This is a genomic window from Paenibacillus amylolyticus (assembly GCF_036894225.1).
Lineage (GTDB): Bacteria > Bacillota > Bacilli > Paenibacillales > Paenibacillaceae > Paenibacillus > Paenibacillus amylolyticus.
Genome location: NZ_CP145892.1, coordinates 6,317,317 through 6,334,344, shown reverse-complemented (window position 1 = coordinate 6,334,344; position 17,028 = coordinate 6,317,317). Strand labels below are relative to the sequence as shown.

Sequence of the window (17,028 nt, the reverse complement as noted above, 5' to 3'; positions counted from 1 at the left end):
CCCATAAGGATGGGAACGAGGATTTTTTTTGAGAACACCTCGAAACGTTTCGATTGACATCCATCGCTATGATATGTATAAAGATTAATAAACGATAATGAAGGATTTAGTGGTTGTTCTAACCATGTACCGTATAAAATGTGGGGTAACCTTGAATTTGTTCTTTATAGGTTCAACTAAACTTTTTACGCGAGAACGGAGAGGACAGAAATAACGTGAAGAAGCGAAGCTAAAAGCTTTCTGAAAGAAAGCTGCATCGGAAGCATATGCTGAGCCTTTATCCCCGGATTTTCCCTTTGAAGAAGGGAAAATCCGGGGATAACAGCGATCGGAAGGTTATTCTGTCATCGGAGTGGTAAGTGTAAATATTCTTTGTTGAACTTATATATAGTTTAGAAGGAGCGAACGTGGAATGGCAACGATTAAGGATGTGGCAAAGCTGGCAGGTGTAGCACTCTCGACTGCTTCCTATGCGCTGAGCGGGGATAGCAAGGTTAGTGCCAAGACCAAGGCTAAAGTGCTTGAGGCAGCACGAGAACTGAATTACCGCAAGAACGGCTTTGCCATGGACCTGAAACGGAGCCGGACAAACACGATCGCTTTGATCCTGACCGATCTGTCGGGCCCGTATTACTCGGAATTGATCCGTAGTGTACAGGATGTAGCCCTCGCGAACGGGTATGACCTGATTGCGTGCAGCTCCATGGGTGGACGGGATTCAACGGCAGTGCGATTTTTGCGTGAAAAAAGAGTGGATGGAGCCATCATTCTGGCGCATAACATCCATGATGATATTCTGGTGGAATCTGCCGGTCATCGTTTTCCGATCATTGTGATGGATCGTCAGCTGTCGAGTGACCATCTGGTCAACGTGCTGGTGGATGGAGAGCAGGGGGGTTACCTTGCTACCCGCCACCTGATTCAGGCAGGACATCAGAAGATTGCATATATCAGTGGCCCATCCAACTCGTATGACAACGCGCTCCGTTACCAAGGGTATCTGCGAGCGATGCGGGAAGCGGGACTTGAAGAAAAGTCCAAATGGCGTCTGAACGGTAACTTTGTGCGTGAGGGCGGATACAGTGCAACCAAAATGATGATCATGCAGGGCGATCTTCCCTCAGCTGTATTTTACGGTAACGATGAGATGGCGATTGGTGGCCTGAAGGCATTGGAAGAGCGTGGTGTATCGGTGCCGGATGATATTTCCGTGATCGGTTTTGACGATATTCAGTTGTCCGAATATGTGCATCCACCGCTGACAACGATACGCCAGCCGAAGCATGAAGCCGGGTCGCTCGCCGGACATCTGTTATTCCAGATGCTCAATGGCGAAGCGGTTGACCCTTCATATACGTTAACGATTAATATGATCGAGCGCAGCTCTGTACGTTCGGTTTAGACCAAGTCTGAACAACAAAGAACTGCCCGCATGCTGAAGTAAATGTTTAATGATGGGGTTATCGTCCGGACGGGCTGTAAAAAGCCGGTTTGAAGAGGCCCCTATTCTTTTTCAGATTTATCGAAACGTTTCGATTTTAACTAATTTAAGGAGTGAACCTTATGACAACGATGATTAATGAACCGATCCGCTTAAATGCCGGAGAGTTATCCTTTACCTTTTTGAACAGTGGCGACCTATACCAGGCTACATCTGGTACAACGATGTTGAACCAGTTGCTCAGCAACCAGATTGATGGATCTTTGAACAACCTGTACCTGCGTGTACATGAGGGAGAGAATATCAGCTCGTTCCCGTTGCTCGGTGTACGTTCGAACAGCAAGGTGATTACAAGCAAGGCACAATCCAGCAACCAGTTGATCTGGGAGGGCACAGTCCAGCTGGAAGGTAGCGAAAAAGGCATTGGCTATCAGGTCGTATTTACAGCTACACCTCAAGGTGTATGGTTCTGGGATGTGAAGCTCACAGGACAACAACATAACGTAGATGTGGTATACGGACAGGATGTAGGGCTTGCTGATCCAGGTGCGGTACGCAGTAATGAAGCTTATCTGTCACAATACATTGACCACACGGTGTTTGAAGATGAAGCGAAAGGTTATGTCGTTTGTTCCCGTCAAAACCAGCCTCAGGGCGGCGCATTTCCATATATGCAACAAGGTTCCCTGACCAAAGCAGTCGGTTACTCCACAGATGGATTCCAATTCTTCGGTCTGTCGTACAAGGAAACGAATCAACCAGAGAGCTTGAATCGCCCAACGCTGGCAAATGAGACATATCAGTATGAATTTGCTTATACGGCATTGCAATCCGAACTGCTGAATCTGAACGGAGAAGCTCAGGTGGTCTTTTATGGACTGGCGAAGCCTAATCATGCCGAAGGAATCTCTGCACTGGAATTTGGAGATGAAGTTACAGCAGCATGGAATGAAGTACAGGCTCTGACTGTGGAAAATGGTGACACGTTGGAACAGGTGAAACTGTCCTCCTTCCTGGGTGAACCACTGGTAACACTCGATCTGACGCAAGATGAGATTCATGATCTGTTCCCTGATCGTCATCAGGAAGAGCACAGTGGTGAGGAACTGTTGTCCTTCTTCACAGGCAGCTATGAGCATATCGTTCTGAAAGCAAAAGAATTGCTCGTAGAGCGTCCGCACGGTCACATTCTGATGAGTGGTGGCAACGTGCAACTTGGAGCACAGGTTATTACGACAACATCGTATATGTACGGTATTTTCAACTCACAACTCGTTATTGGTAACACCAATTTTAATAAAATGATCAGTAATGCTCGCAATGCATTAAACGTGCCGAAAACGGCGGGACAACGCATCTATGTGGAAATGGACGGACAATATCGTCTGCTGACGATGCCTTCCCTGTTCGAGATTGGCTTCAACTATGTACGTTGGATCTACAAAACGGCATCCGATACGATCATCGTAACGAACTATACAGGGGCACACACCACCGAGGTGAGCATGAACGTACGCTCCACAAGTGGCACAGCATACCGTTACCTGGTAACAAACCAGATTACGATGAATGTGAATGAATACGAGTATCCGCTTCATATGACGCAGGATGGCGATACTTTGATCTTTAAGGCTGATCCACAAGCGATTAGTGCAGGAACGTATCCAGATCTGCAATACCGCATGTCGGTGGACGGCGCAGCTGTGAATGTAGGGGACGAAACGTTGCTGGCAAGTGGTATCCGCAGTGGTTCCGCATCACTGGTTACGCTTAGTCTGGAAGCGAGTGCTGAATGGACGCTGAAGGTACAAGGGGTATTGGAAGGTCAAGCGGACAGCGGAGTGGTAGCAGGTTCAAGCCTGACGTTTGAAGAGGAAGTGCAGGCATACCGCGAGTTCTTCGCAGGTGTGATGAACGGGTTCCGTTTGTCCCGTGGAGAAGGTCAGAGTGCAGAGGATCTGTTCAAAGTAAATGCGCTGGCTTGGTGGTACACCCACAATATGCTGGTTCACTATTCTGTGCCTCACGGTTTGGAGCAGTACGGTGGCGCGGCTTGGGGTACACGAGATGTGTGCCAAGGTCCAGTGGAGTACTTTATGGCAACGCAAAAATATGAGCAAGTTCGCGATATCATCAAAATGGTTTATACCCACCAATACGAAGATGATGGCAACTGGCCGCAATGGTTCATGTTTGATAAATACTTTGCGATTCAACAGGAAGAGAGCCATGGCGATATCATTGTATGGCCGTTGAAAGTATTGGCGGACTACCTGACAGCGACTCGCGACTATGCAATCCTGGATGAGAAAGTACCTTATACCGTCAAGCATAGCTTCGGGTTCACGGAAGAGACGGCAACGGTACTGGATCACGCGAAAAAAGAGATCGAATATATCCGTTCGCACTTCCTGCACGATACGTTCCTGTCTTCCTACGGAGATGGCGACTGGGATGATACGCTCCAACCAGCCAATGCACAGCTGAAGCAATACATGGTGAGCAGTTGGACTGTGGCATTGACGTATCAGTCCGTGAACGTGCTCTCGCAAGCGCTGAAATTCAAGGATGCGGACTTTGCACAGGAGCTTGATGTGCTGGCTCAAGGCATCCGTGAGGACTTTAACCGTTACATGCTTGGCACAGATGTGATTCCAGGTTTTGTATACATGGAAGAAGCCGACCAAGCGAAGCTGATGCTTCATCCAACAGACACAGAGACAGGCATTCAATACCGCTTGTTGCCAATGACGCGCAGCATGATCGGTGAATTGCTGAATGCGGAGCAAGCAGAATCGCATTATGCCTTGATCCGTGAGCAGTTCCTATGCCCGGATGGCGTGCGTCTGATGAATCGTCCAGCTCAATATGCTGGTGGTGTAAGCACACACTTCAAGCGTGCAGAGCAAGCGTCCAACTTCGGACGTGAGATTGGTTTGCAATATGTGCACGCCCATATCCGTTACGTGGAAGCGATGGCGAAGCTGGGCAAGACAGATCAGGTGTGGAATGGTCTCGCGATGATCAACCCGGTTGGTATCGGCGAGGTTGTACCTAACGCGGAGATTCGCCAAGCGAACTCATACTTCAGTAGTTCGGACGGCAAGTTTAATACGCGTTACGAGGCTCAGGAGCATTTTGACCAGCTTCGTAAAGGTACTGTACAGGTGAAAGGCGGATGGAGAATCTACTCCAGCGGCCCTGGAATCTACATGAACCAGCTGATCTCCAATGCACTTGGCATTCGTCAAGAGGGCGGCGATCTGGTCATTGACCCGGTATTGCCAGCTGAGCTGAACGGCATGCAATTCGAATTCGAGTATGCGGGTGAGCCAGTGACGTTCATTTATCACTTGAACGAAGGTGCTGTGAGCCGTGTAGCGGTGAACGGCAAAGACATTCGCACCGAGCGTACAGCGAACCGTTACCGTCAGGGCGGTGTAAGCATCTCGCTTGATGAGTTCAGACAAGCACGCAGTGCAACTGAGCGTACGGTTGTTGATATTTATATGTAATTTCATAACATGATGTATACCAAGGTCATCCTCCTTTATTCAAGGCGGGATGGCCTTTTTGGCATATGCTCATGATCGGTCACCGCAGCGGAACTGCCAGCAACGTATGCAACAGCTCATTATGCCGCACATGCTTGGTTACGTAGCCCTGTTGCTCCAGCCAGCTGCATAGCTCATCAAGCAGAGGGAAGTGACGCTCGCGCAAGGCGCGCAGCTGTTCCTCGTGTCCTGTGGTTTCTGCCTGCCGGATATAGAAATCACGGTGAGTCGCATCAACAAACATCAGATCGGTTAGACCGATACGTCCGCGCGAGGTTAAAACACGCTGCATCTCCTGTAACGCCAATAGTTGCTGATCTGGACTCAGATGATGGAAAGCAAAGCTGGACACAACAAAGTCGAAGGAATGATCGGCAAAAGGCAGCGCCAGGAAATTACCAAGTTTCACATGCATCTCAGGATATTTGGTACGACATCTGCGCAGCATCTCCCGGGATTGGTCGATTGCGGTCATGTCTGCGCCGTGCTGTAGCAGTTTCCCAGCCAGATTACCTGTGCCTGTACCAATATCGAGTCCTTTCTCACCAAGAGCGGGAGAGATCCAATGAGCTGTCTGTTCAAGCGCTTCGTCATAGTTGTGATACAGATAAAAGGAAGACTGTACCGTATCATTGGAATCGCTTGGTGTGGAATGATCTGCATCCTGGTGTGGATGTGAAACGTCATTCTCATCGCTTATGGGCGAGGCGTTGTCCGAATGATGCCTGCCCTCTGAATTGGGGTATTCAGTACTGACTCTGCCTTCTGCCTGTACTCGCTGATCGTGGATGGCTGCCTGCGTGTCATAATTCCACCGATCGTGCCAGTTCTGCCGTGCTTCACGCAGGCGCCGTGCACTGTCCGCAAGGTCGTGCAGATGGCTGACATCCAGTGGACCGTCCTGACGATTCAGGTCAATCATGCGCTGGGTTGTATCCATCATACGTTTCAGCTCAATCCACTGGGCATACATGACGGCCTGTTGCAGCTCCAGATATTCTTCCAGCCGTTGCTGGTTCCCCTGATCAATCTCTCCTAGCGCGTGTGTAATATCCTGCAGGGACATGCCAATCTCACGCAGCGCAGCAATGGTCTGAAGCCGCCAGATATCATTCTCGGTATAGGTACGATACCCGTTACTGGACTGTTTGGCGGGTAGAATTAATCCTTTTTCCTCATAAAAGCGAATGGCTCTCGCCGATATACCAAGCCTGCTTGCTGCCTCTTTGATATTCATCATGCATCCCCTCCTTATCGAACCAGTATAAACCATGACGTTACGGCAAGGTTAAGTGTTTATCTCATTTTGCGAAAAGGTTCAATACCGAGTGGAATTTTAGTCAAAGCTGAGGCTATGCTACAATATATAGAACGAACATATGTAAACAGTGAGGCAAACGAACAACGTATTTCTAAGTTTCTTAAATTTCTTAACTCTCTGAACTTTCCCGACGTTGTACGTACAGCGTTGTTGACTATAGCACGAAAGGTTGAATCATTATGCTTACCAGCCATACATTTACGATTCGTCCATCCGAGATTAAAGATGCAGCCCAGCTAATGGAGTTGGATACCCTGGTATGGGACAAATACACCTCTCCTGCACCGATGCAATGGCGTTCCAGACAACAATATCTGCAGCATTGCCCGCCAGGCAGTCAATTGATTGCGGTGCAGGGAGAGCGGGTATGTGGTTATGTGGGCTTTAATCCAGCCACAGGTATGCCCGTCAACCGTCATGTCTACGAGATTCATATTGCGGTTCATCCTCATGATCAGCGTTGTGGCATTGCCACAGCTTTGATGGATGCCATTAAGCAGCATGCGGCCCAACAAGGCGTTCGCAAGCTCAGGCTGCGCGTACTTTCCAGCAATCCGGGAGCCATCACGTTTTATACACAGTGTGGATTTGTGACGGAAGGCAGGTTGGTGTCCGAGTTTTATATCGGAGGCAAATATGTGGACGATATTCTTATGGGTTATTTTATCCAGACCAAATAGAAACATAGCTGAGGAGGAGGAACAACGATGGATATGGGACTTAGGGGTAAAAAAGCATTGGTGCTGGCTTCCAGTCGCGGGCTAGGCAAAGCAGTGGCTGCTCAATTGGCAACAGAAGGTGCTGACGTCATGCTTGCCAGCCGGAGCGAAGAAAAGCTCGCAGCAGTGAAGCAGGAGCTTCTGGCGCTTGGTGGTGGCGGACGTGTGGAATATTGTGCAACCGATGTGACACGCAAGGAAGATATTGAGGCTCTGATTCACAAGACAGCAGAAATGTTTGGACAGATTGATATTCTGGTGAACAATTCGGGTGGCCCGCCATCGGGTTCATTTGAGTCACTGACGGATGAGGATTGGGAACGTGCATTTGAATTAAATGTACTCAGTTATGTAAGGCTGATTCGCGGTGCTCTTCCTTATATGAAAGAAAGTGGAGGACACATTGTCAATATCGCTTCAACTTCAGTGAAACAACCCATTCCGGGTTTGGTGCTGTCCAACACGTTCCGTACCGGCGTGTTTGGATTGGCGAAGACCTTGTCTCAAGAGCTTGCTCCATACGGAATTTTGATCAACACGGTGGCGCCAGGACGTATTGCAACAGACCGTATACGTGAGCTGGATGCAGCACGGGCTGAGCAGAATGGAATCAGTGAGGAAGAGGTATCTGACCAATTCCGTAAAGAGATTCCACTGGGCCGTTATGGTCAACCAGAGGAGTTTGCCAAAGCGGTTGTATTCCTGTTATCCGGAGCCAATACGTACATTACCGGAACCTCATTGATCGTGGATGGTGGGATGGTCCGAGCCCTATAAAAGTCATGGATGCAATAAAATACCCTCTGTCACCACATTCCGTGGAGATCGAGGGTATTCGTGTTGATCCATTATGTTGGGAGAGATCACTCCGATTTATTATGTAGGCGAATTAGCGCAAGAGTTCCCATTCATGCTGAAGCATGCCGTACACCGCATGGTTCACGTAACCTTTAGGCAGTTTCTCTGCCTGACGAATGACACCCTCGAGAACAAATCCGAGTCTTTCAGGGATAGCGCGACTCCGTTTGTTATTTGTTGCCGAGCGAATCTCGACGCGATTCAGATCCAGGGTCACCAGTGCATAATCAACCAGAACGCGACAAGCGCTTGTCATCAAGCCTTGACCCTCAAAACCTTTGCCAAGCCAATATCCGATGCTTACCGAGCGGTTGGTCCAGTTAATCTCGTGGAATCCAATGACGCCGGCTAGATCCCCTTTTGACCATACTCCGGCGGTGAATCCGCCATTCTCGGCACCTTGTTTTAACGCGTTGGTAATAAAGTTCGAGGTGTGTTCCACTTCTGTCACATGATCCACCCACGGCAACCAATGTCTCAGTTGATCCCGCGAGCGATCCGTCAGTTCAAACAGCGGTTTGGTATGTTCCATGGCCAGTGGCCGGAGTTCGGTATATTCATCCAATGAATAGGTAAACATGAATGCAACCTTCTTTCTTTGTATAGTGTTGTTCAAAAAAGTCCACTTTTGATTACGAATTATGCCTAGCGGCCTTATTAGCATCGAATATGAAAACCAGATTTTTTGAACACGTATTTGTAGTGGATTAACGTGAGGTCTTGGGCAACTTTTGCTCCAGTGCAAACAGGTCTTCTTCCATTGAGGCCATGCGTTGATTGACCGTTGTTCGTGCGTCACGGAGTGCCTGATTATATATGTAGGGAGCCAGCTGTGTCATGAACAGGTCGAGGACACCCCAAGCAGCCAGATCACCCAGTTCTTCGCCACGTTCCTCTTCGAAATACGACTGGATGGTACGAATGGCTTCATCCTGCTGTTCTTTGGTCAGTTTAAGCGAGTTCGTTGGAATGGGAAACCCTCCCTTTAATTTGTTTTTACTATCATGCTACATGATTCGAGCGAACCCGTCAAAATGGTTTAGGGCCTATTTATGCACCGCTAATCCTGACTTTGGTGCCGTTCTTTATTGAACTCCTCCCCCGTTAAAGGTATATTTAAATGAAACGCGTTGCAATTACTGAAAGTTCCAATCATTCATGAAAGGTTTGATACCTGTGGACAATCGTACAACCCCACCTAACTTTATCAAAAATATTATTACCGAAGATCTCCGGTCTGGGAAAGTCCAGGAAGTTATTACCCGTTTTCCTCCGGAACCGAACGGTTATCTGCATATCGGCCATGCCAAGGCGATCTGGATTAACTTTACGCTGGGCGGCGAATTTGGCGGCAAAACGAATCTGCGCTTTGATGACACAAACCCGGTCAAGGAAGATGTAGAGTATGTTCAATCGATTCAGGAAGACGTGAAATGGCTCGGATACGAGTGGAATGAGAAACGTTTTGCCTCGGATTATTTTGACGAGATGTACAACCGTGCTGTCTTGTTGATTAAAAAAGGTAAAGCTTACATCGACGACCAAAGCGCTGACGAAATCCGTGAAATGCGCGGAACGCTGACGGAGCCGGGTAAGAACAGCCCGTACCGTGATCGTCCGGTGGAAGAGAATCTCGACCTGTTCACACGTATGCGTGCAGGTGAATTCAAGAACGGAGAGAAAGTGCTGCGTGCCAAGATCGATATGTCTGCACCGAATATCAACCTGCGCGATCCGGTTATTTACCGGATTTCACATGCACACCATCATAACACGGGCGACAAATGGTGTATCTATCCAATGTACGCCTTTGCTCACCCGCTTGAAGATGCAATTGAAGGTGTAACGCATTCCCTCTGTTCCCTGGAGTTTGAGGATCAACGTCCATTCTACGATTGGGTTATTGCCGAGTGTGAGATGGAGAACCAACCGCATCAATATGAATTTGGTCGCCTGAATCTGTCCCAGATGGTAACAAGCAAGCGGAAGCTGAAACTGCTCGTAGATGAAGGACATGTGGATGGATGGGATGATCCTCGTATGCCAACAATTTCGGGTCTGCGCCGCCGGGGTTATACACCGGAAGCTATTCGTGATTTTGTATATGAGACAGGCATTTCCAAAAACTATGGAGTTATCGATCTGCAAACGCTGGAGCACTTTGTACGTGAAGACTTGAAACTGAAAGCTCCGCGCACGATGGCTGTTCTGCATCCGCTCAAAGTGGTTATTACCAACTATCCTGAAGGGCAAGTGGAATGGCTTGAAGCAGAGAACAACGTGGAGAACCCGGAGATGGGCAATCGCCAAATTCCGTTCTCTCGTGAGATTTATATCGAACAAGACGATTTCATGGAAAATCCGCCGAACAAATACTTCCGTTTGTTCCCTGGCAACGAAGTTCGTCTGAAACATGCATACTTCATCAAATGTAACGATGTGATCAAAGATGCAGAAGGCAATGTGACCGAGATTCATTGTACCTATGATGTAGAGACGAAGAGCGGCAGTGGCTTCACTGGCCGTAAAGTCAAAGGAACAATCCACTGGGTAGAAGCGACTCAAGCGGTACCTGCTGAATTCCGTCTGTATGAGCCGTTGATCCTGGATGAAGCACCAGAAGCAGAGGTCGAAGTGGCAGTAGCTGGGGCTGAAGCTGAGGTTATGGAAGAGCAACCGGAGAAAACGTTCCTGGATCAATTGAACCCGAACTCCCTTGAGATTGTTAATGGGTATGTGGAACAAGAGATGAAAGAAGCGAATGCTCAGGATAAATTCCAATTCTTCCGTCACGGTTACTTTAGTGTAGATCCGAAACATTCCGAGCCAGGACGTCCGGTATTTAACCGGGTCGTATCCCTGAAAAGCTCGTTCCAACTGCCGAAGGCGTAATGTGAACATAGGTAGGACGATAGGTTAGCAGTAAACTTAAATCTATGAACGTAAAAGGCGTCTCCAGGGCAATAAGCCAATGGAGACGCCTTTTTCTTGTGCGCCTGCAATTGATTAAAGAAGGTTGTACTAATACAAGTCCTGGTTCTGCGTGGATACACAAAAAATAATTATTAATACAACGGGATACTTAAATGAACATTTTTCCAACTTTCGACGTTTAAGTTAATGTGAACAATAATTTCAAGGAGGAATCAAGATGAAGCGATTTGTTTCTTTATTGTTGATGTTAACTTTAGCTGTCTGTGTAGGCTCTGTTGCCTCTGCTGCTTTGGACCAATCCCTAATGGATCTACCCTTTAAGGAACGTGCGGCGAATGTGTACAATTCATCACTAAAAAAAGTTGAACTAAGTGTCATAAAGGATGGAAAGGCAACAAAAACAACTTATAAATCCATTTATATCCCAGTGAAAGATGTTTTTAAACGATCTGGAGCAACGTTTAAATGGGATGGAAAGAAAAAAATCACCACGATTAAAAATGAAGGACAAGAACTGATTCTTAATTTCTCTGGCAAAGAAATCACAGCGGGTAACAATCAAGTTGTGCTCCCTCAAGAGTGGGTACAATTGAAAAACGGGGTCTCGAGTATGGATGCATTTGTCTTAGCATATATTTTTGAACTCTCGACTGATGACTCCGATCAAGAAAGAGTAGACTGGAAAGAGAAACTGAATTTCTTGGATATCAAAGGTACAACCGGTTTTCCAGGATTAGATAAGTATATGCATGTGTTTGTTCAGTTTAATGATTAGTTAAAATCTATAGAGAAAATAGCATCGTATTCATATTATGATAGAACGAATTACAGCTCCGCTTTATCCCCGGATTTTACCCTTTGAAAAGGGAATCAAAAAAATCCGGGGATAACAGCGATCGAAAGATTCTTCTGTCCTCGTAGTGTTCCAGTGGAAATCCTTCAACTTTTTCAAACAAAAGATTATCTGTCCTCATCCATATTGCCCATCTCCGTCAATACAACTGGCTGATAGCCGTTACGTCGATTCGATAACCACATGATGCTAAATCCGACAGCGCCGATGAGCGAGAAGAATACGCCAATGCTATACATGATTTCTGCACCGAAGCTTTGGAACAACCAGCCGCCGAACAGACCGGCAATGACGCCGGAGAGACCGCCCCAGGCCATCGTATACACCGCTTGTCCGGAGGAACGATAAGGTCTTGGGATAAACAGCATGGTCAGCTGTGTGCCTACATAGAAGTATCCACCAAACGTAATGGAGTGCATCAACTGAATGAATACAATCTCCAGTGGGTTGTTAGCCAGTGCCATGAGCTGCCAGCGAAGTGCAAACAGCACACTGATCAGAATGAGAGATGCCAGGAGCATGCTCATTTTGCGTTTGAGTAAGCGATCGAGCAACAGGAATACGCCGACTTCGAGAATGGATGAGGTGAAGATGGCCCAGCCGACCATCTGTTTGTCGCCACCCATTTCTACTATGTATAGTGACATAAACGTACTGTTCATGGCATTAGGCACCGATACGAGTACACCCAGGCCGATAAATGCCATAAAATACGGATTGAACATGACTTTGCCAAACCGCCGAAAAGTAACCACCGGTGTATCCGAAGCGATCGGCTGTCTGGGTAGAAATACGGATAATACAAAGGCGGTGGCAATCATGCACGCAAATATAATGGATACACTGCCGATGCCAAAACGGTCAATGAGCGGTCCGGCTGCGACGGCAGTCAGTGCCCAACCGAGTGAACCCCAGAGCCGGAATGATCCAAATTTTTGGTTTGTACCATCGATATATCCGAGAATCAGGCTATTAGTTTGAGCAAATAATGGACTTTGAAAAAAATAAAAGAAAATCATAGCTACATAGATCCACGTATATGTGGGCGCATAGAATACACCCTGGGCGAGCACAAATGTGCCTCCCATCATAATCATCAGAATGATACGAATGTTGCGAGATTTATCGCTCCAGAAACCCCAGAACGGGTTGGCAAACAAGGATACAAAGGGTCCAATCGCCATGAGACTGCCAATCTCCAGTTTGGTCATACCAATCTCTTGCAGATACAACTGCAGGAATCCGGCAAAGATCGAGATGGCTCCATATATGAAAAAGTTATATAGTTTCAGAGAAACCAATGAGGGATTGCCTCTTGAAGGTGCAGGTCTGTCCAATTAAGCCATTCCTTTCAAATGCATATTGTTCAATGTATCATTTGTTGAAAGGGGATTCAATGCATAGCGAACGTTTTGAAATTGATGTAGTCAAACACATATCGTTACCAGGAGGGAAGATAACAACATGAACACGCGTGAATGGACAGGCATCATATTGGCAGGAGGATTATCCAGTCGCATGGGGACCAACAAGGCCATGCTGGAACTGAATGGTTCCGTTGTACTGCAACATGTCACAAATGCCATGAGACCCGCCGTATCCCGTATCATCGTGGCTGCCGGACCCAATGTGACAACCTACGGTGCAATGGGCTACGAATGCGTTCAGGATCACTATCCGGGGAAGGGGCCACTCGCCGGTCTTCACGCGGCGCTGGAAGCTTCCGATACAGACTGGAATCTGGTATGCGCCTGCGATATGCCGCTCCTGCAAACGTCCTTTTTTTATGGGATAAAAAAGCTGGCCGAGTCGCATGACTCTTATTCTGCTATCGTTCCACGTGTGGATGGACAAGTCCACCCTCTTGCAGGGGCTTACCACAAAAGAGTGCTCCCTGATCTCGAGCAGCGCCTGATGCAGGATCATCTTCGAATCATGCGATGGCTTGAAGAGATCGGATGCTGTTATGTCGAAGCGGAAGAGCTTGAGAGAGCTGGCGTTCATCAAGTAGCGATGCAAATGAGTAATATGAACACGCCGGAAGAGTACGAACGTATCCGTAATCAAGATTCTGGACTCGATTCCGATCTGTAGGATACAGGATCACCTGATGCATCTGCATGATGATTGCGATATTGCAGCGGGCTTTGGCCTGTCCAACGTTTGAATTGTCTGCTGAAATGGGACAGATGGGTGTAGCCGAGCTTCCACGCAATTTCCCCGAGCGACAGCTCTGGCTGTTCGATCAGCACTTTGGCCTCCTGCAACTTCAAGCTGGACAGGTAAGCCCTGGGCGATCGTCCATACACCTTGCGAAAGACCTGTAGACCATATCCCGGGCTGATGCCAAACGAGGATATAATCTGCTCTACTTTGACCGTGGTTACACTGCTTTCCTTGGTTCGAAGCTGGGCATGGAATGCCTGCTTGATCGCCTCCGCTATAGCTCCCGCATAATGCATGGCTGTTGGCGCTGGTGCATGTGAAGCAGCAACGGAAGTGGTGGACTCCGGTTCATTGTCAGCGGCTTGGGACAACAGGGCGAACAGTTCAAACATGCGGGCCTGCATGATCATTTTGTCGGTGGAGGTATAGGCCTCAGATACGTTAATCATGTCCATCCAACTCTCCAGCACAACGCGAATCTTCTTATTATCTGCCGTACCTGCTGCGTAGATTCGGCTGTGCTGTGACATCAGCTTCAGGGTGAAGACGGGATCATCCACATTAAAGTGAGCGCTAAAATAAGTCATGCCTTCCGTGGATACACATTGATTTGTATGTTTGAACCCGGGAGGAATGAGAAGAATGGAACCTTCCTCCACGGTATAGGTATAACCATGAATCACACTCTCCTGCGTACCTTCGATGATCAACATAATCTCAAAGCCCGGATGTGATTCCTCCGGCATCGCCCATCCACAGGGTACTTGTTGGCTGTGAGCACCATAGAATTTGATGTTACAGTCGATAATAGGCAGCCAGTGGGCCAGCGTATGGTGTGGCATTTCTCGGAGCTGTGATCGGATATCCATCATAATCACCTCGGAAAAGGGTAAAAACAACTTGCCTTATACAATCGGCACCCGTAGTATACTTCATTATAATCAGTTTAACGTGGGCATGGTTAATCCATGGAACGCATCAGCGTTTGAAGTGGTTGCTGAACAATCCAAGTTCTTCAACCGACATTAATGTAAACGCTACCATTATAGATTGGAATATGTCAACTCTTGCACACGTCAAGATCATTATATTTTCCACCTAAAAAGGAGATTAAATCATGGACAAATTATTATATGGCGTAGCTTATTATGATGAATATATGCCCTACGAAAGATTGGACAAGGACATTCAGATGATGAAGGATGCAGGGATCAACGTGGTCCGTATTGCAGAATCAACCTGGAGTACCCATGAACCACAGAATGGCGTATTTGACTTCTCATCCGTGGATCGTGTGCTCAATGCCATGCATGAGGCGGGGATTCAGGTCATCGTTGGCACACCAACGTATGCTGTTCCAACATGGATGGTCAAGGAATATCCGGACGTGCTAGCTACCACTTCACAGGGACCTGGAAAATACGGCGCAAGACAAATCATGGATATTACACATCCAACCTATCTATTCTATGCTGAGCGGATCATCCGCAAGCTGATCTCTCGGGTAAGCACACATCCAGCGGTAATCGGTTATCAGACAGATAACGAGACGAAACATTACAATACGGCCGGAGATAATGTCCAACTGCAATTCGTCAAATATATGCGGAACAAGTTCAGTTCTCTGGATGAACTCAACAAGGAATTTGGCCTCGACTACTGGAGCAATCGGATTAATAGTTGGGAAGACTTCCCGTCTGTTGTAGGAACGATCAACGGCAGTCTGGGTGCTGAATTTGCCAAGTTCCAGCGTCTGCTGGTAACCAATTTTTTGGCTTGGCAAGTGGGGATCGTGAATGAATACAAGCAGGAAGGACAGTTTGTTACCCAGAACTTTGACTTTGACTGGCGTGGATATTCCTACGGCATTCAAGGGGATGTGGACCATTTTGCCGCATCGAAACCTTTTGACATCACCAGTGTGGACATCTACCATCCTTCCCAAGATGATCTGACCGGCATTGAAATTTCATTCGGCGGGGATGTGGCGCGTTCCACCAAACAATCGAACTATCTGGTACTGGAGACCGAAGCGCAGGCTTTCTGGCATTGGGTTCCCTATCCGGGACAGCTGCGTTTGCAGGCATTCAGTCATCTGGCTTCAGGAGCGAACATGGTCGCTTACTGGCACTGGCATTCGTTGCACAATTCCTTTGAGACGTATTGGAAAGGATTGCTCAGTCATGATTTCGAACCGAATCCGGTTTATAACGAAGCGAAGACCATTGGCAGGGATTTCGCCCGGCTCAGTCCGCAGCTCGTGAATCTGAAGAAAAAGAATCGAGTGGCCGTGCTGTTTAGCAATGAGGCACTGACATCAATCAAATGGTTTGGGTTTAACTTCACCAGTGACAAGAACTACAATGACGTGGTGCGCTGGATGTACGATGAATTGTACAAGATGAACATTGGCTGTGACCTGATCGATCCATCGGTTGAGAGTTATGCGGAGTATGACGTACTCGTTGTACCTGCTCTGTATGCTGCTTCGGATGCATTGCTGGAAAAATTGAATCAATTCGTACAGGATGGCGGACATATCGTCTATTCGTTCAAAAGCGGATTCACAAATGAGCATATCAAGGTACGCTCTACCCGCCAGCCCGGCCTGATTAGTGAGGCATGCGGGATCAGCTATAACCTTTTTGTAGAGCCAAAACATGTTTCGCTGCGCGATGATCCATTCGAGGTTGGTCAGGAGCAGAACCAGATTCACACCTGGATGGAACTGATTACACCAACAACGGCTGAAGTACTCGCTTGGTATGATCATCCACATTGGGGTGAATATGCAGCAATTACCCAGAATGCCTATGGAAAAGGCAAAGCAACCTATGTCGGCTGTTATACCAGTTCTGCGGTGATCCGTAAGGTGTTGGAGCGTGTCATGAAGGAAGCGGGCGTTTGGGGAGCGGATCAGGAACTGGTTTTTCCTATCATTGTGAAGACAGGTGTGAACGATCAAGGGAACACGATTCGCTACTATTTCAATTATGCAGATGAGGCAACATCCTTCGTGAATGCTTATGGGGAAGGGACTGAACTACTGGCAGGAACCCCGATTGCTGCGGGAGAGAAGATCGAGTTGGAGCCTTGGGGCATACGGATTATCGAACAATAATAGGAAATAATAAATATAGGTATATAAGTTGAATTCAATATGTACACGTTAACGGAGAGGG

At 47.6% G+C, this 17,028-nt stretch carries 13 protein-coding genes; 8 read left to right on the top strand and 5 right to left on the bottom strand.

Features of this window, described 5'->3' with window-relative positions; translation table 11 throughout:
- Positions 1-412 precede the first annotated feature (412 nt).
- Together V6668_RS27915 and V6668_RS27910 are read left to right on the top strand one after the other, a co-directional pair.
- Positions 413-1,402, top strand: a complete 990-nt coding sequence (locus V6668_RS27915) for a LacI family DNA-binding transcriptional regulator (RefSeq protein ID WP_100528357.1) — start codon at positions 413-415, stop codon at positions 1,400-1,402.
- Between the two features lie 161 nt (positions 1,403-1,563).
- Entirely contained in the window at positions 1,564-4,956 is a 3,393-nt protein-coding gene (locus V6668_RS27910; protein WP_338707205.1) for a GH36-type glycosyl hydrolase domain-containing protein, read from the top strand.
- A 79-nt stretch (positions 4,957-5,035) separates the two neighbouring features.
- Here V6668_RS27910 and V6668_RS27905 read toward each other — a convergent pair whose 3' ends face one another.
- Positions 5,036-6,235: a methyltransferase domain-containing protein gene (locus V6668_RS27905; RefSeq protein WP_338707204.1), complete on the bottom strand. Its 1,200-nt coding sequence runs from the start codon at positions 6,233-6,235 to the stop codon at positions 5,036-5,038.
- A 260-nt stretch (positions 6,236-6,495) separates the two neighbouring features.
- Between V6668_RS27905 and V6668_RS27900 the strand changes: the two genes are divergently transcribed.
- Together V6668_RS27900 and V6668_RS27895 are read left to right on the top strand one after the other, a co-directional pair.
- Positions 6,496-6,996: a GNAT family N-acetyltransferase gene (locus tag V6668_RS27900; protein ID WP_338707203.1), complete on the top strand. Its 501-nt coding sequence runs from the start codon at positions 6,496-6,498 to the stop codon at positions 6,994-6,996.
- Between the two features lie 27 nt (positions 6,997-7,023).
- On the top strand, positions 7,024-7,812 hold the full coding sequence (locus V6668_RS27895; RefSeq protein ID WP_338707202.1) for an SDR family oxidoreductase: 789 nt from the start codon (positions 7,024-7,026) through the stop codon (positions 7,810-7,812).
- Between the two features lie 112 nt (positions 7,813-7,924).
- Here the strand turns inward: V6668_RS27895 and V6668_RS27890 are convergent, their stop codons facing one another.
- Both V6668_RS27890 and V6668_RS27885 read right to left on the bottom strand, forming a co-directional pair.
- Positions 7,925-8,473 (bottom strand): GNAT family N-acetyltransferase, encoded by a 549-nt coding sequence (locus tag V6668_RS27890; protein ID WP_036612698.1) that lies wholly within the window; start codon positions 8,471-8,473, stop codon positions 7,925-7,927.
- A 127-nt stretch (positions 8,474-8,600) separates the two neighbouring features.
- Positions 8,601-8,843 carry a DUF2164 domain-containing protein gene (locus V6668_RS27885; protein ID WP_244988428.1) on the bottom strand — a complete coding sequence of 81 codons (243 nt, stop codon included), beginning with the start codon at positions 8,841-8,843 and terminating at the stop codon, positions 8,601-8,603.
- Between the two features lie 208 nt (positions 8,844-9,051).
- On the opposite strand from V6668_RS27885, the gene V6668_RS27880 reads away from it, so the two are divergent.
- Positions 9,052-10,785, top strand: a complete 1,734-nt coding sequence (locus V6668_RS27880; RefSeq protein ID WP_338707201.1) for a glutamine--tRNA ligase/YqeY domain fusion protein — start codon at positions 9,052-9,054, stop codon at positions 10,783-10,785.
- Positions 10,786-11,044: 259 nt separating this feature from the next.
- Positions 11,045-11,602, top strand: coding sequence for a stalk domain-containing protein (locus tag V6668_RS27875; RefSeq protein WP_036612690.1), 558 nt, complete (start codon positions 11,045-11,047; stop codon positions 11,600-11,602).
- A gap of 185 nt (positions 11,603-11,787) precedes the next feature.
- On the opposite strand, the gene V6668_RS27870 is transcribed toward V6668_RS27875, so the two are convergent.
- The gene (locus tag V6668_RS27870; RefSeq protein ID WP_047840746.1) at positions 11,788-12,981 is read right to left on the bottom strand and encodes an MFS transporter; all 1,194 of its coding nucleotides are present in this window, start codon (positions 12,979-12,981) and stop codon (positions 11,788-11,790) included.
- Positions 12,982-13,144: 163 nt separating this feature from the next.
- Here V6668_RS27870 and mobA point away from each other — a divergent pair, with 163 nt between their 5' ends.
- Entirely contained in the window at positions 13,145-13,774 is a 630-nt protein-coding gene (gene mobA / locus V6668_RS27865) for a molybdenum cofactor guanylyltransferase (RefSeq protein ID WP_338707200.1), read from the top strand.
- Here the strand turns inward: mobA and V6668_RS27860 are convergent.
- Entirely contained in the window at positions 13,744-14,688 is a 945-nt protein-coding gene (locus tag V6668_RS27860) for an AraC family transcriptional regulator (RefSeq protein WP_338707199.1), read from the bottom strand. The genes mobA and V6668_RS27860 overlap by 31 nt on opposite strands.
- A gap of 275 nt (positions 14,689-14,963) precedes the next feature.
- On the opposite strand from V6668_RS27860, the gene V6668_RS27855 reads away from it, so the two are divergent.
- Positions 14,964-16,967: a beta-galactosidase gene (locus V6668_RS27855; RefSeq protein ID WP_338707198.1), complete on the top strand. Its 2,004-nt coding sequence runs from the start codon at positions 14,964-14,966 to the stop codon at positions 16,965-16,967.
- Positions 16,968-17,028: the final 61 nt, after the last annotated feature.

Bases quoted from the DNA above. Each gene is read 5' to 3' on its own strand.
- V6668_RS27915 (WP_100528357.1), top strand. From the start codon at position 413: ATGGCAACGATTAAGGATGTGGCAAAGCTGGCAGGTGTAGCACTCTCG.
- V6668_RS27910 (WP_338707205.1), top strand. From the start codon at position 1,564: ATGACAACGATGATTAATGAACCGATCCGCTTAAATGCCGGAGAGTTA.
- V6668_RS27905 (WP_338707204.1), bottom strand. From the start codon at position 6,235: ATGATGAATATCAAAGAGGCAGCAAGCAGGCTTGGTATATCGGCGAGA.
- V6668_RS27900 (WP_338707203.1), top strand. From the start codon at position 6,496: ATGCTTACCAGCCATACATTTACGATTCGTCCATCCGAGATTAAAGAT.
- V6668_RS27895 (WP_338707202.1), top strand. From the start codon at position 7,024: ATGGATATGGGACTTAGGGGTAAAAAAGCATTGGTGCTGGCTTCCAGT.
- V6668_RS27890 (WP_036612698.1), bottom strand. From the start codon at position 8,473: ATGTTTACCTATTCATTGGATGAATATACCGAACTCCGGCCACTGGCC.
- V6668_RS27880 (WP_338707201.1), top strand. From the start codon at position 9,052: ATGAAAGGTTTGATACCTGTGGACAATCGTACAACCCCACCTAACTTT.
- V6668_RS27875 (WP_036612690.1), top strand. From the start codon at position 11,045: ATGAAGCGATTTGTTTCTTTATTGTTGATGTTAACTTTAGCTGTCTGT.
- mobA (WP_338707200.1), top strand. From the start codon at position 13,145: ATGAACACGCGTGAATGGACAGGCATCATATTGGCAGGAGGATTATCC.
- V6668_RS27860 (WP_338707199.1), bottom strand. From the start codon at position 14,688: ATGCCACACCATACGCTGGCCCACTGGCTGCCTATTATCGACTGTAAC.
- V6668_RS27855 (WP_338707198.1), top strand. From the start codon at position 14,964: ATGGACAAATTATTATATGGCGTAGCTTATTATGATGAATATATGCCC.